The sequence below is a fragment of the Tenacibaculum sp. 1_MG-2023 genome, from assembly GCF_030547425.1.
In the GTDB taxonomy this organism is placed as follows: Bacteria; Bacteroidota; Bacteroidia; order Flavobacteriales; family Flavobacteriaceae; genus Polaribacter.
In genome coordinates this window covers 66,810-82,099 of sequence record NZ_JAUORH010000009.1, presented here as the reverse complement: position 1 = coordinate 82,099, position 15,290 = coordinate 66,810, and the positions used below count along the sequence as shown (strand labels likewise).

15 protein-coding genes are annotated in these 15,290 nt (G+C 32.1%); 7 read left to right on the top strand and 8 right to left on the bottom strand.

All coding sequences use genetic code 11. The features are described 5' to 3' along the window. Positions 1-182 precede the first annotated feature (182 nt). The 3 genes from Q4517_RS08165 to Q4517_RS08155 are packed head-to-tail and all read right to left on the bottom strand — an operon-like array spanning position 183 to position 4,250. Entirely contained in the window at positions 183-962 is a 780-nt protein-coding gene (locus tag Q4517_RS08165) for a YncE family protein (RefSeq protein WP_303508036.1), read from the bottom strand. 13 nt (positions 963-975) lie between these two features. Then, positions 976-2,607: a DUF1501 domain-containing protein gene (locus Q4517_RS08160; protein ID WP_303508035.1), complete on the bottom strand. Its 1,632-nt coding sequence runs from the start codon at positions 2,605-2,607 to the stop codon at positions 976-978. A 2-nt stretch (positions 2,608-2,609) separates the two neighbouring features. After that, positions 2,610-4,250 carry a DUF1800 family protein gene (locus tag Q4517_RS08155; RefSeq protein ID WP_303508034.1) on the bottom strand — a complete coding sequence of 547 codons (1,641 nt, stop codon included), beginning with the start codon at positions 4,248-4,250 and terminating at the stop codon, positions 2,610-2,612. 402 nt (positions 4,251-4,652) lie between these two features. Between Q4517_RS08155 and Q4517_RS08150 the strand changes: the two genes are divergently transcribed. Continuing rightward, positions 4,653-5,039, top strand: coding sequence for a helix-turn-helix domain-containing protein (locus Q4517_RS08150; protein ID WP_303508033.1), 387 nt, complete (start codon positions 4,653-4,655; stop codon positions 5,037-5,039). A 5-nt stretch (positions 5,040-5,044) separates the two neighbouring features. Next, positions 5,045-5,944, top strand: coding sequence for an IS3 family transposase (locus Q4517_RS08145; RefSeq protein WP_303508032.1), 900 nt, complete (start codon positions 5,045-5,047; stop codon positions 5,942-5,944). Between the two features lie 79 nt (positions 5,945-6,023). On the opposite strand, the gene Q4517_RS08140 is transcribed toward Q4517_RS08145, so the two are convergent. Both Q4517_RS08140 and Q4517_RS08135 read right to left on the bottom strand, forming a co-directional pair. Continuing rightward, positions 6,024-6,428, bottom strand: coding sequence for a hypothetical protein (locus tag Q4517_RS08140; RefSeq protein ID WP_303508031.1), 405 nt, complete (start codon positions 6,426-6,428; stop codon positions 6,024-6,026). Then, positions 6,394-6,567 carry a sigma factor gene (locus Q4517_RS08135; protein WP_303508030.1) on the bottom strand — a complete coding sequence of 58 codons (174 nt, stop codon included), beginning with the start codon at positions 6,565-6,567 and terminating at the stop codon, positions 6,394-6,396. Before Q4517_RS08135 ends, Q4517_RS08140 begins: the two co-directional genes overlap by 35 nt. A gap of 119 nt (positions 6,568-6,686) precedes the next feature. Between Q4517_RS08135 and Q4517_RS08130 the strand changes: the two genes are divergently transcribed. Genes Q4517_RS08130 through Q4517_RS08115 form a run of 4 tightly spaced genes read left to right on the top strand, consistent with a single transcriptional unit; the run spans position 6,687 to position 8,321 of the window. Beyond that, positions 6,687-7,193 (top strand): GbsR/MarR family transcriptional regulator, encoded by a 507-nt coding sequence (locus tag Q4517_RS08130; RefSeq protein ID WP_303508029.1) that lies wholly within the window; start codon positions 6,687-6,689, stop codon positions 7,191-7,193. Positions 7,194-7,231: 38 nt separating this feature from the next. Then, positions 7,232-7,603, top strand: a complete 372-nt coding sequence (locus Q4517_RS08125) for a hypothetical protein (protein ID WP_303508028.1) — start codon at positions 7,232-7,234, stop codon at positions 7,601-7,603. Continuing rightward, the gene (locus tag Q4517_RS08120) at positions 7,600-7,944 is read left to right on the top strand and encodes a hypothetical protein (protein ID WP_303508027.1); all 345 of its coding nucleotides are present in this window, start codon (positions 7,600-7,602) and stop codon (positions 7,942-7,944) included. Before Q4517_RS08125 ends, Q4517_RS08120 begins: the two co-directional genes overlap by 4 nt. A gap of 2 nt (positions 7,945-7,946) precedes the next feature. Next, positions 7,947-8,321: a hypothetical protein gene (locus Q4517_RS08115; RefSeq protein WP_303508026.1), complete on the top strand. Its 375-nt coding sequence runs from the start codon at positions 7,947-7,949 to the stop codon at positions 8,319-8,321. An 81-nt stretch (positions 8,322-8,402) separates the two neighbouring features. Here the strand turns inward: Q4517_RS08115 and Q4517_RS08110 are convergent, their stop codons facing one another. The 3 genes from Q4517_RS08110 to Q4517_RS08100 all read right to left on the bottom strand — a co-directional run bounded on the left by Q4517_RS08110 (position 8,403) and on the right by Q4517_RS08100 (position 12,951). Next, the gene (locus Q4517_RS08110) at positions 8,403-9,038 is read right to left on the bottom strand and encodes a peroxiredoxin-like family protein (protein WP_303508025.1); all 636 of its coding nucleotides are present in this window, start codon (positions 9,036-9,038) and stop codon (positions 8,403-8,405) included. 123 nt (positions 9,039-9,161) lie between these two features. After that, positions 9,162-12,602 carry a methylmalonyl-CoA mutase family protein gene (locus Q4517_RS08105; RefSeq protein ID WP_303508024.1) on the bottom strand — a complete coding sequence of 1,147 codons (3,441 nt, stop codon included), beginning with the start codon at positions 12,600-12,602 and terminating at the stop codon, positions 9,162-9,164. A gap of 70 nt (positions 12,603-12,672) precedes the next feature. Then, positions 12,673-12,951 (bottom strand): hypothetical protein, encoded by a 279-nt coding sequence (locus Q4517_RS08100; RefSeq protein ID WP_303508023.1) that lies wholly within the window; start codon positions 12,949-12,951, stop codon positions 12,673-12,675. Between the two features lie 344 nt (positions 12,952-13,295). Here Q4517_RS08100 and Q4517_RS08095 point away from each other — a divergent pair, with 344 nt between their 5' ends. Next, positions 13,296-15,290, top strand: a complete 1,995-nt coding sequence (locus Q4517_RS08095) for a urocanate hydratase (RefSeq protein ID WP_303508022.1) — start codon at positions 13,296-13,298, stop codon at positions 15,288-15,290.

Sequence of the window (15,290 nt, the reverse complement as noted above, 5' to 3'; positions counted from 1 at the left end):
TTGTAAAAAAAGCAGAACCAGAGAATAAGTCATTAAAAATTAAGTTTTTGTCAGTTTTACAATTGTTAAACATTTACTTTTGTTATATAAAGGCTTTTTTATTAGAAGTTTTAAATTATAAAATAAATTGATTTCAATTACCTATTAAGGAATTCTTTATATAACAAAAAATCTTTTAAATGTTATTGTTCAGATTCTATCGTTTCATAATGGGGAGCAATTGCTGTTATCCATCCCTCAATACCAGTAGCATTAGAAGAAATAAAATCGCCAGAACTTTGCTTAAATCGACTTATACCATTAAGTAGCGTTACACCAATAATTTCACTATTGAAAATAGTTAAGCAATAAGTGTCGATGCTTCCAGAAAGTGGAATGAAACTTTCATTTTTGTTAGATAAGTTTAGTTTAACTATGGGGGCTGTTACAGTATAACGTAAGTAGTATAATTTATTACCATCGATAGCTATATCAGGAATGCTAAGTGAAGCATTTTGTGTTACTATTTCTTCAACAAATTTTCCATTTTTATCAATCTTATTAATAATATTCGTTTCATAAACTGAATAATATATGTAATCTCCATCAACAGCAATACCTTCTGTTCTTATGTTTGGAATTTCAGAAATTATTGCACCCGTATGTGGATCGATTTGATATATTGATTCTTCTTCGCCAATACCACCAACCCACAAAAACTTACCATCGAATGCTATGGCATGCGGAGATTCTAAATTTTTAGGTAACTCCAGTTCTTTTTCCAATACTCCACTTGTTTCGTTGTAAAGGTATATTCCTGGCTCTTGGTACCTTCTGTGTTTTAGTAACCATAATTTTTTATCAATGGTATCAGTATCATTTACTACCTGATTATTGCTTGAGAATTTAATATAAGGCTCATTACAAGAGGATATTAAAAATAAAAAAATGATTGACTTTACTAGTACTTTTATTGCTTTCATAATCATTAATAAATTATATTTTAATGGCTTTATGAACTTCATTACTACCATTAGATAGCATAATTTCAAAAAAATAAACACCACTACTAAGGTTAAATAAATCGATGGTTGCTTTACCGTTAACTAAACGGTCTGTTCTACTCATTAAAAAGGCTCCAGAACTATCATAAATTTTATATGAAACGGATTCTAGATATTCAATACTAGATAAATTAATGGTGTTTTTAAAAGGATTAGGATACAGTAACCATTTTTTGTTTTCTTGAAAGTTATCATTTTGATTAGGAATACATCCTAGAGAAATATCAAACTCAGATTTTAAAATATCACCTACTTTTAAATTAACAAAACTGTCGTTTAAGGTATGGTTAAAAAAGGTTTCATCAATAATAGCATCATTTGCACCCAAAAAGTTTTGAAGTAATGTAGCAAATGTTTGTCTGTAGTCATACTGAACCGTTGTAAGTTGAAAATTATTAGCGCTAGTAGCTTCAGACAAATCTGGATTGGTTCCAGATACACCTCCTTTAACAGGTTTACCAAAAATAAACATAGGTGCTATTTCACCATGGTCTGTACCTAAATTTCCGTTTTCTGCAGCTTTTCTACCAAACTCAGAAAAGGTAAGTCCTACCACATCATCTGCTAAATTTTGACTATTTAAATCATTCATAAAAGCTTCCATAGCACCAGATAATTCTGAAAGTAAATTGTAATGCGAACCAATAACTTCTCCACCTCCTTGAACTTGCGAATCGTGTGTATCAAAACCATGAATATGCACCATGTATATTTTGGTTTTTAAATCGCCACTTATTAATCGAGCTACTGTTTTTAATTGATTAGATAAGTCATTATCTGGATACGTTGAAGCATTTGTACCTTTACCAAAAGCAGTAGAAATAGCTTCAGAATACGTGTCTGTAGACGAATCGATACCTGTTAAAAATCGTAATTGGTCTCCATAATCTGAATCTGGATAATTTAAAGGTGCCTCACCTAATAACCCATTAACAATAGAATAAAAGTTATTTGGATCTTGCCTTGAAAGGTTTAAAGATAAATTATGAGCTTCTTGAGAATGGAAGCCTAGCGATCTATTAACCGCACCAATCTCTATGGCAATAGGGAAGTTTTGTGTAACTAAACTTGAATAATAACGTTCCATAAAGCGTCCTATCCAACCTGTGCTAGACCCGTTTAAAACACTATTTCCATCGTTTCCTGTTAAATATAAATCATTAGATCTAAAATGACTTTTGTTTTGTGACGGATATCCTACAGATTGCATGATTCGTACCCAACCTCTATCGTATAAGCTTTTAATACCTGTAAGTGCTGGATGTAAACCTATTTGCTGGTTGTTTATAAGTGTTCTGTCTAACGTAATGTATTGATTACTTCCTGTAACCGGAACTTTTATTTTAGGTCTTAGGTTACTGTAAATGTCATACTGATTTAGCGGTACAATGGTGTTTAAACCATCATTTCCTCCAGATAAATTTACGAGCACTAGTTTTCTATTAGAAATATCTGGGCAATCTATATACGGCATAAATGTTTTTAATGCAGCCTGCAGTTGAAATGGTGTTAAACTAATTGCTGAAGCTGTTGCCGAAAGTTTTATAAAGTTTCTTCTTTTCATAATTACATTAATTGAAATTCAGCTGCATTAATCATGGCAGTAACTAAAGCATCAATACGAGTTTTTACAGTAAAATTGTCGTTATCATTTAAATATCTATTCCATATACCAGTCCAATAATAATCTGGAAAGCCATCTTCTACCAAAAACTGTTTAAAATAGTTTACTCTATCAGTATCAATAGCTTCTGGGTACAATAAATTGGCCATTTCAGATATTAATACATTAGGATCTTGAGCGCCTGTGATGTTATTTCTTACAAATAATACCGTATCTATTGTTGCAGAAATTTCACCCGAACCAATAGTATTTACTCCTTGAATTAAACTTTCAATAAGACTATATCTTCCTATAATTGTATTGGACGAAAACCAATATCTATCAAAATCGGGTTCTTGAAAATATGCATGGTAACCAGCTACATCAAAAGGACTGAAAAGATCCATACCTGATGTAACAAAATAGTTATCATGTATAAACCTTTTGAAAAAAATATGATAATATTCTAAAGGATTACTAGTAGGATCTGGAATGGATGCATTAAATAATGAACATATTTCAGATACTAATTGTAGTGGGCTTTTAATAATGCTTCCTATTGTTTCATCTGTAGCAATACTATCGTCAGCATCGTAAAAATGTTGACTAGAAAGCAGGGTTCTTACCACAGGAACTATTTCAAAATCATTTGCAATTAACAAGTCTGCTAATGGGGTAATAATATCTGTTTCAACTTCATCATCCCATTTACTTTTTACAAAATAACGATATAGCTTTCTACAGTAAGCTTTTGCGGTTTCTTGTTGGGCAAAAACCATTTCAACAAAATCATCTAATTCCTCAAATATTTCAGTAGTAGTTTCTCTACCAGTAATGGTTTGATTGTTAAAAGCGTTACTAAATGTTTTATTATCGGAATTATGTTGTTCAAAGTTTACATAACCCATCGGAATTCCTGTATCAGGATCAATAATACTTCTGTTTTCTTCTATTTTAAATCCAGAAAACACTTTTGCAGCTTCTTGTATATCTTCTTCTGTATAGTTAGTGTAATTGCCCGGGCCAATTTGCTCTCCTCTTAAAATAGTAAAAAGTTCTAAGTATTCTCTAGCATAATTTTCATTAGGGTTGTATTTATTATTCCTATGATTATCTAAATAGTACAGCATAGAACTATCTAAGGTGATTTTTTTTGCTAAGGTTTTTATATTTCCTAAAGCATAAAAATCTAGTAATCGCAAATAATCATAAAAATAGGTAGCAGCACCAGAACCACCATCTTTTGAAACGGTAAAACAGGTGTGAAAGAAAAATGACAATTTGTGTTTTAAGCTAACTTGATTTATGGCATTGTACCACCACCATCCTGCAACTATGGCACGTTTTCTAGTTTGTCCCTCAAAATCTTTAGGCAATGTAGGTGAAGAAGTCCAAAATTCATCTGGACTACCTTCAGGAAGAGGATCATAAGGTTCTTGAAGTGTGTGTGGAGAATCAATAGTTAGACTATCAATAGCTTCAGTTGCAGTCATACCTGTAAATACATCTAATTGATCTTTAGTGTAATTAAAGGTAGCACGCCTAAGTAGATGCTTAGCTTTTCTTAAATCTAAGTTACCACTAAGGGGATTAAGTGATGCCATAAATTAATTTTTAGTTTAGTTAGTGGAGATATAACAAAAAATGATTTTAATTATTGTTTGTTATATATTGTTTTTTTTACCTAAAAAACACTCATGATTTACTTTATTTTTAAACGCTTATTTTTTTCAAATTCTTTAATGTCTTTAGAATAAGTTCTCATTTCTAACAGTAGTTTTTTGGATGTTAAAAAGTTATACAAAACTAGATTTTTAATATTTTAAATCAGAGGGTTTAAGATTGATGACAAAGATAATTTTTTAAATGAAGTATTTGTAAGTATTGTAGGTAGTAATTTACTTGTTGTTGAAACAAAAAAAGCAGTTAAAAGGTATTACCTTTTAACTGCTTTTTTAGGACGGATGTCCCGTCCTGAAATATCGTTACACAAAAATTCAAGTGTAATGAAAACAACTTATGTAAAACGTACTCAGAAAGACTATTCCTTGTCTTTCAAACTTCAAGTAGTTCAAGAGGTTGAGCAAGGTTTGCTCACGCGTACCCAAGCTCTATCTAAATATGGTATTCAATCAGGAGCTACTATCAGAACTTGGTTAAAAAAATATGGTAACTTTGATTGGCAGAATCAAACTCCACTTTCTATGTCAAAGACTCCCGAACAAAAGATTTTAGAATTAGAAGAAAAGATCAAACTCTTAGAGAAACAGAAAGCACGTGCAGAACATTTGGCTGAACGTGCTGATAAGGATGTTATTCTGTTTGATATGATGATTGACTTAGCGGAAAAAGAATTTAATATCCCTATCAGAAAAAACTCCAACCCCAAGTAATTGATATGTTTAAAATACATTATAGAGAGAGTATCTCATCTACTTGCGAGTTACTTGGGGTTAGCAGGCAAGTATATTATCGAGCCATACGATCAAAACAAAAACGACAATCTATTGCTAAACAAGTAACAGAGTTAGTTCAGCGTGTTCGGATGGATCAACCGCGTATTGGCACAAGAAAATTGTATCATATCTTAAAAGAACCATTACAGAAGTTGAGTGTTGGAAGAGATCGTTTGTTTTCTATTTTAAAAGCCAATCATATGTTGATAAAGCCTAAACGAAGTTATCATATAACTACCAACTCTCATCATCGTTTTAGAAAACATAAAAACTTGATAGAGGGTCTAAATATAGAAAGACCAGAACAAGTTTGGGTAGCAGACATCACTTATGTAGGTAACAGAAGTAATCCAATGTATTTATCTCTTATTACAGATGCTTATTCTAAGATGGTAGTTGGATATTATGTATCAAATACTTTAGCTGTAGAGAGTTCTATAAAAGCATTAAAACAAGCTACTAGAAACAGGAGATATCCGAAAGAAGCCTTGATACATCATTTTGACAGAGGATTGCAATATTGTAGTAATCAGTATCAAAAGATCCTTGACAGGAATAAGGTTCGATGTAGTATGACAGAATCGTATGATCCATATCAAAATGCAGTGGCTGAGAGAATCAATGGAATTTTAAAACAAGAATTTTTAATCAATACGGATACAATTAGTATTAAAATGATGAAAACTATAGTAAAACAAAGTGTTGATGTTTATAATACCAAAAGACCACATTTATCATGTCAAATGCTAACTCCAATACAAATGCATAAACAAAATAAAATCAGAATAAAAACCTATAAAAACAAAAACACAGATAAGACAGCTGTCTTATCTGTGTTTTAACTATTTTTAATCCTAATAAAAACTGTAACGGTTTTTTAGGACGGGTCAGAATGAGAGTTGTAATGTGTTAGTTGAAAGTTTAACTTCTTACAAATTTACCTATTGATTCTAAAAGTTGTGGGTTGTCTTCTAGTGCTATTTTAGCTACTGCATAAAATTCACTCATCCAATCGTCTATTTCACTGAAGGCTTTGTCTTTTGCTTTTGTTGCATCTTGACTTTCTCCTTTTTCTTGTAAATAGGTTGCTCTTGCTAGTTCTAAGTTGGTTATTTGTTGGGTGGTGTTATTTATTTCTTCTATAGTTATCTTTAATCGTAAGAGTTTTGTTTGAATGTCTGTGTCGTTGGTTACAACTGTGTAAAACTTTTTAACTACTTCTAACCATTTAATATATGCGGTTGGTAAGCTACCTGTTAAGGCTAGTTTGCTTAGCGTGGTTGGGTCTTTTCTAAAAATTACTTTCGCTTTTTTCCTGAAAAGCATCTCTACTTTTCCAAATTTGTAAGCAAGCTTCTTGGTAAAAGTCTTCAAAATCTTGTTGTGAATCTGTATATGCCCTGCATAACTTAATGATAAGACCCGCATGTGGTAATATAGATGTTATATAAAAATCGTTACTCAAAGTTGTTCTTATTAATTAGTATTCGTTTAATTAAAAGTATTACAAAATAAATTAAAAAAGTTCAGTATTTTATTTTCAGTAATTATTGAAAGTTTGATAATTAGTATTATATTTGTAACATGAATTTAGATGAAGCAAAATTAAAATACATTCATACTTGGGGAAGTTTAGCTACAAGTTGGGGAATTAATAAAACAATGGCGCAAGTACACGCTTTATTATTAGTATCAACCGAACCGATGTCTGCAGATGCTATTATGGAAACTCTAAAAATTTCTAGAGGAAACGTAAACATGAATGTAAGAGCATTGATAGATTGGGGAATTGTAAATAAAGAGTTTGTAATAGGAGAGCGTAAAGAGTTTTTTGTTGCTGATAAAGATATTTGGGAATTATTTAAACAAGTTACCAAAGAGCGTAAGAAAAGAGAAATTGAACCTGTTTTAAATGTTTTAAATGAGTTACAAAATAATGTAAATGATAATTCTGAAGAAGCAATGGAGTTTAAAAAAGTAATGAAAGATTTATCTACCGTAACAAATACAGTTAATACTATTCTTGATAAAACAATTAAGGCTGATGAGCACTGGTTATTATCAAGTTTTACAAAAATGATAAAAAAGTAAAAAAATTTAAAATAAAATTTTCAAATATTTCTGAAACTATGAAAATAAATATCTCAATAATGACCTGGATTAATAGAGTTTTAATGATTCCATTTTTAGTGCTCTTAATTTTATCAATTTTAAAAAATGATTTCCTCTCTTTAGCGGCTATTTTAGCCTTTATGATAGGATTCTTTCATGTGTTCTCATTCTTACTCACTTTATTTTATTCAGGTACTATTAGCAAGTTTGAACGGAAATTAATGTTGATTTATGGTACGTCAGTTGTGCTTTTTTTTAGTGCTTGTTTTTTTGTTGGTGAATATAATATCGGCAAAAACCACATTATTTATTACATATTATGTGCTATACCAGTAATTTTATCAATTTATTGGACTTATATTTTAGAAATGATAAAAAAAGAAATATGAGTCAATTCACATATATGATATACCTATTATTATCAAGTACAATTGTTCTTTGGGTAGGAGAGGCTTGTTATAAAAATGGGCAAGTATATATTCTAAATTATTTTCCTGATAGAATCAATTTTGGAAACGGTATAAATAATCTTTTAAGAATAGTTTATTATTTGTTAAACATTGGTTTAATCGTTTGGAGTTTAAATACAATGAATCATATAAATAGTTTAGAAGAAGTAATACTAGAAATAACAAAGAGGTTGAGTTATATGATTCTTATAATTGCCTCACTCCATTTTATCAATATTTATACAGTTTATTTAATTCACAAACACTTTAAAAATCAATAACTATGAACAATTCATTAGAATTAATCGCCTACATTATTTATTTACCAATAGCAATTGGATTAACAACGTTTGTATCATATCACCTTTTTAAAAATAGTAAAATATTTATGTTAGATATTTTTCATCAAAAGGTAGAAATTGCAATGGCTACAAATAAGCTTTTTAAAATTGGTTTTTATTTATTAAATGTTGGTTTTGCACTACGTATTTTAGAAATATATAGTTTATCTAGTTATAAAGATTTGGTAGAAACTTTAAGTGCAAAAATAGGAGGGTTCTCCATTTATTTAGGAGTTGTAATGATATTTTTTATTCTCTTTTTTTTAAAAGGAAGAAAAGCAAGTAAACAAGCTACTTTACAAATAGAAAATAAATAGTAATTAAAATCGATTCTTTTAACATAAAAAAGTCAGCTCAAATACTTGAGCTAACTTTTTTTAAAAATTTAAATCAGTAAATTAAAGTGCAGCAACAATATCAGAAGGCTCTGCTCTTAATTTATAATCTTCAGTAATAAAGCTGTAAGTTATTTTTTTATCGGTTTCAATAATATAGGTTGCAGCAATAGGCAACTCATTAGCTTTATTTCCTTGGCTTTCTAATAGGTCTATTCCGAATTTTTTATATAAATCAGCTAGCTCTTCTGGTAACTTGTAGGTTAAACCTAAAGATCTTGCCAGTCCGTTGTCTTTACTAGTTAAAATTTCGAAATCTAACTCGTTTTTTTCTTTAACCGAAAGCGTATTATCGGGTGTTTCAGAAGTAACAGCAACTAGTGTAGCATTTTTCTCTTTAATTTGCGGTACTACATTTTGTAATGCTTTTAAAGCAAGATTACAATAAGGGCACCAACCACCCCTATAAAAAGTAACTACCACTTTTCCTTTTTCAAGAAGCGCGTTAAGAGAAGTTAATTCTCCTTTTGCATTAGGTAAAGAAAAATCAGGAAAAATATCACCTTTTTTTGTTGCGTTTTTTATAATATCAGTTTTTTCTAGTTTATCAATACCAGCTAGCATTATATCTTTTGCTTCTTTAGGTATGTTTTTGGCACTGTTATCAGCGTGCTCTTTTAATTGATTTCTAAGGGTCATATTATCTTATTTTTTCAATTCGTCTATTTTTATCTAAAACATTACAAATTATAGGAAAAAAAGCCTAAAAAAAACCTCCACAAAAGTGAAGGTTTTAAATATTTATCTGCAAACATTGTTTGCTTACATGTTTCGTCTGTATTGACCACCTACTTCAAACAATGAAGCAGTAATTTGACCCAACGAACAAACTTTAGTAGCATCCATTAATTTTTCAAAAAGATTTTGATTGTTAATAGCTGCCGATTGCATTTCAGATAAAAGTTGTTCTATTTTATCTTCATGCGCTTTGTTTAAGTTTTCTTTCGTTTTGATTTGGAATTGTTTTTCCTCTTCTGTTGCACGAATCACCTCTTGTGGAGTAACCGTTGGAGAACCTTTAGAACTTAAGAAGGTGTTTACTCCAATAATTGGGAATTCACCTGTATGTTTTAAGGTCTCGTAGTATAAACTCTCTTCTTGAATCTTAGAACGTTGGTACATCGTTTCCATTGCTCCTAATACTCCACCACGTTCTGTAATTCTATCGAACTCAGTTAATACTGCTTCCTCAACTAAGTCAGTCAATTCTTCAATAATGAAAGAACCTTGAATTGGATTTTCATTTTTAGCTAATCCTAATTCTTTATTGATGATTAATTGAATTGCCATGGCACGACGTACCGATTCTTCTGTAGGTGTTGTAATCGCCTCATCATACGCATTTGTGTGTAACGAGTTACAGTTATCGTAAATCGCATATAACGCTTGTAGTGTTGTACGGATATCATTAAAATCAATTTCTTGCGCGTGTAATGAACGTCCAGAAGTTTGAATATGATATTTTAACATTTGCGCTCTTGGGTTCGCACCGTATTTGTGTTTTAAAGCTTTCGCCCAAATTTTACGAGCTACACGACCAATTACTGCATATTCAGGATCAATACCATTAGAGAAGAAGAACGATAAGTTTGGTCCAAACTTATTAATGTCCATTCCTCTAGATAAGTAGTATTCTACGTAAGTGAATCCATTCGCTAAGGTCAAGGCTAATTGTGTAATTGGGTTTGCTCCAGCTTCTGCAATATGATATCCTGAGATAGATACTGAGTAGAAATTACGGACATTTTTCTCAATAAAATATTCTTGTACATCACCCATTAAACGTAAGGCAAACTCGGTAGAGAAAATACACGTGTTTTGTGCTTGATCTTCTTTTAAAATATCTGCTTGAACTGTACCACGTACTTGTGCTAAAGTATTTGCTTTAATTTCAGCGTATACATCCGCAGGTAAAATTTGATCACCTGTAACACCTAAAAGTAGTAACCCTAATCCGTCATTACCTTCTGGTAAATCACCATTATATTTAGGACGTTCTATACCTTTATTGTCATATAATTCTTTAAGCTTTGCTTCAACCTTTTTCTCTAATTTATGCTCTTTGATGTATTTTTCACAATTCTGATCAATCGCAGCATTCATAAAGAACCCTAATAACATCGGAGCAGGACCGTTGATGGTCATAGAAACCGAAGTCATGGCGTGACTTAAATCAAAACCAGAGTATAATTTTTTAGCATCATCTAAACAACAAATAGATACCCCAGCATTTCCAATTTTACCATAAATATCAGGTCTGTGTCCTGGATCGTTTCCATATAATGTAACCGAGTCAAATGCAGTAGATAAACGCTTAGCAGGCATACCTAAACTAACATAGTGGAAACGACGGTTGGTACGCTCAGGTCCACCTTCACCAGCAAACATACGTGTTGGATCTTCTCCAGTACGTTTAAATGGGTATAATCCTGAAGCATAAGGGAATTCTCCTGGAACATTTTCTTGTAAATTCCAGCGTAATAAATCACCCCAAGCTTGGTATTTTGGTAACGCTACTTTCGGAATTTGTGTGTGCGAAAGTGACTCTGTATGTGTTTCTATTTTAATTTCCTTATCACGTACTTTAAACGAGTAAATAGGATCTTTGTATTTTTTTACTTTGTCTTGCCAGTTTAAAATAACTTCCCAGTTATGTGGGTCAAGATTCAGTTTTATTTTATCAAATTGAGCAAATAATAATTTTACAAACGGTAGCTCTTCTTCTTGAACTTGTTTCTGAATTTCATCTTGATCAATGCCATTTTTTGTAAGGAAAGATTCTGTTACTTCGTTCGGAATGACAGATAAGATGGTTTGATAAACTCCGTAAAGTTTCTGAGCTACTTTTTCTTGCTCATCAACTTTTTTATCGTATGCGCGATTGTTTTCTGAAATTTCAGATAAATAACGCGTTCTACTTGGAGGAATTACAAATATCTTTTCAGACATTTCTTTCGTAATTTCAAAAGTAGATTGTAGATCGACACCTGTTTTTTCAACCAGTTTGTCCATAATCGCTTTATACAACGAATTCATTCCTGGATCGTTGAATTGAGATGCAATCGTTCCAAAAACAGGCATGTCATCCATGTGAACATCCCATAAATTATTGTTACGCATGTATTGTTTCTTTACATCACGTAAGGCATCTAAAGCACCTCTTTTATCAAATTTGTTGATGGCTACTAAATCAGCAAAATCAAGCATGTCGATTTTTTCTAACTGTGTTGCAGCACCAAATTCAGGTGTCATTACATATAAAGAAGTATCAGAATGTTCGATAATCTCTGTATCTGATTGTCCAATACCTGAAGTTTCTAAAATGATTAAGTCAAATTCAGCAGCTTTTAAAACTTCTACTGCTTCGTTTACGTATTTAGATAAGGCTAAGTTTGACTGGCGTGTAGCTAATGAACGCATATATACACGTTCATTGTTGATGGCATTCATACGAATACGGTCTCCTAACAAAGCACCACCTGTTTTTCTTTTTGAAGGATCAACAGAAATTAATCCGATAGTTTTGTTTGGGAAATCAATTAAGAAACGACGAACTAATTCGTCCACTAAACTCGATTTACCAGCACCACCCGTACCCGTAATTCCTAAAACCGGAGTTTTAGAATTTTTATTTTTTTCGTGAATAGCATCTAAAGCATCTTTGGCAACTTCTGGGAAGTTCTCCGCAGCAGAAATTACGCGAGCAATACTCCCCACTTCTTTATCTGCTAATTTATTTACCTCACCGTTTAGTGAATCTCCGATAGCAAAGTCTGATTGTTGCACTAAATCGTTAATCATTCCTTGTAATCCTAATTCACGACCATCATCAGGAGAGTAAATACGAGTAATTCCGTAGTCCATCAATTCTTTGATTTCCTCTGGTAGAATTACTCCACCACCACCACCAAATATTTTAATATGTCCAGCTCCTTTTTCTTGCAATAAATCGTACATGTACTTAAAGTACTCATTATGTCCACCTTGATACGAAGTCATAGCAATTGCATTTGCGTCTTCTTGAATAGCACAGTTTACTACTTCTTCAACGCTTCTATCGTGTCCTAAGTGAATTACTTCAACCCCAGTAGATTGAATAATTCGGCGCATAATATTAATGGCAGCGTCGTGTCCATCAAATAAAGAAGCCGCAGTTACAATTCGTACTTTGTGTTTAGGTTTATAGGGAGTTATTTGTTCCATTCGTAAATTGTCTTAATTTTCGGGTACGCAATTTACGGAAATCTAAAAAAAAAGCAGGATGTTTTAACAATTATAAATAGGAAAGGAATGCCCACCTTTTTCGAGTAGTGATATAATCTAAATTATGTTCGTTTTGATAAGCTTCTCGCTCAAAGCTTAAATTGTTATATGCTTTAGAAGTATTACGGTAAATTAACAGCTTGATAAACCATTCTATAAAATAAAAAAGATAGAAGAAAACAATCAACAATTCTAATTGCTGCTTTAAGTGTATTTTTTCGTGGTTTATTAAAACAGGATCACCTTTTAAATCTTCTCTTTTTAAAAAGATAAAAGGGTATAATGTCATTCCAGAAAAACCTTTTGGGATTATATGTTTTGAAATAAAGATCATAAACCTATTTGTGCAATACAACTTATCAAAGGTACAATTTATTGTTAGTACAACAGAAAAAATAAAAAGAGATGAAAAATTTATGTTTTTTTAAAGTACCGTTTTTAACTGTATAAACTTATATTTGTGCAAACTTCAAAGAAGATGGATTTTTTAACTTTAAAATATAAGAAGAGGATTGAAGCTCAGTACCACAGAGCAGATATCCGTTATCCATAGTTTCTTCATTTTTACGCTTATCAACACATATAAAATTAACAAGTTTTCAAACTTTTATTGAAAACTCAAAAACGTATAAAATGACTTTTAAAGAACAAATAAAACAAGGAATACCAACTGCATTACCTCCAAAAAAGGAGTATGATACTACGATAAACCACGCACCAAAACGTAAGGAAATTTTAACTGAAGAAGAAAAAAAGTTGGCTTTACGTAATGCATTGCGTTATTTTGATAAAGAACATCACGAAGAGTTATTATCTGAATTTGCTGAAGAATTAGAGAAGTACGGACGTATTTATATGTATCGTTTGCGTCCTGATTATGAAATGAAGGCACGCTCTATCGAAGAGTATCCAGGAAAGTCGGAGCAAGCGAAGGCTATTATGATAATGATTCAAAACAATTTAGATTATGCTGTAGCACAACACCCACATGAATTAATTACGTATGGGGGGAACGGAGCAGTATTTTCTAATTGGGCTCAGTACTTATTAACCATGAAGTACTTGTCTGAAATGACAAATAAGCAAACCTTGGTAATGTATTCAGGGCATCCAATGGGATTATTTCCTTCGCATAAAGATGCTCCGAGAGTGGTTGTAACTAACGGAATGATGATTCCGAATTACTCGAAACCAGATGATTGGGAAAAATTCAACGCTTTAGGTGTAACTCAATATGGACAAATGACTGCAGGAAGTTATATGTATATTGGTCCGCAAGGAATTGTTCATGGAACAACCATTACTGTACTAAACGGATTCCGTAAGATTAAAAAAGAACCTAAAGGAAATTTATTTGTTACTGCAGGTTTAGGTGGAATGAGTGGTGCGCAACCAAAAGCAGGAAATATAGCTGGTTGTATTACTGTTTGTGCTGAGGTAAACCCGAAAATAACACAGGTTCGTTTAGAACAAGGTTGGATTGATGAAAAAATTACCGATTTAGATGAATTGGTAGCACGTGTTAGAAAAGCAAAAGAAAATAAAGAAGTAGTTTCGTTAGCATACTTAGGAAACATAGTGGATGTTTGGGAAAAGTTTGCTGAAGAAGATGTGTATATCGATTTAGGTTCAGATCAAACATCATTGCATAATCCTTGGGCAGGAGGATATTATCCTGTAGATATTTCTTTTGAAGGTGCTAATATTATGATGGCAGAACAACCAGAGCTGTTCAAAGAAAAAGTGCAAGAAACACTGCGTCGTCACGCAAAAGCGATTAATAAACATACAGAAAAAGGAACTTATTTCTTTGATTACGGAAATGCTTTCTTGTTAGAAGCGAGCAGAGCAGGAGCTGATGTAATGAATCCGAATCCGACGTTAGGAAGAGAGTTTAAGTATCCTAGTTATGTACAAGATATCATGGGGCCTATGTGTTTTGATTATGGTTTTGGTCCTTTCCGTTGGGTATGTGCTTCAGGAAATCCAGAAGATTTAGCCAAAACAGATGCTATTGCGTGTAAAGTGTTGGAAAAAATCAAGAAAAAATCTCCAGAAGAAATCCAACAGCAAATGGCGGATAATATTCAGTGGATTAAAGGAGCACAAGAAAATAAGTTAGTAGTAGGTTCACAAGCACGTATTTTGTATGCAGATGCTGAAGGACGTATGAAAATAGCGGAAGCTTTTAATAAAGCAATAAAGAAAGGAAAAATAGGTCCAGTAGTCTTAGGTCGTGACCATCACGATGTTTCTGGAACCGACTCGCCTTATCGTGAAACTTCTAATATTTATGATGGTTCTCGTTTTACAGCCGATATGGCAATTCATAATGTAATTGGAGATAGTTTTAGAGGTGCTACTTGGGTTTCAATCCACAACGGTGGTGGAGTAGGATGGGGAGAAGTAATTAATGGTGGATTTGGCATGCTTCTTGATGGTTCTAAAGATGCATCAAGACGCTTAAAATCAATGCTTTTCTGGGATGTTAATAACGGAATTGCAAGACGTAGTTGGGCACGAAATAACGAAGCTGTTTTTGCTATTAAACGTGCCATGGAAGCTGAAAAGAAGTTAAAAGTAACACTTCCTAACTTAGTAGATGATGCATTATTAGAAAATATGTAA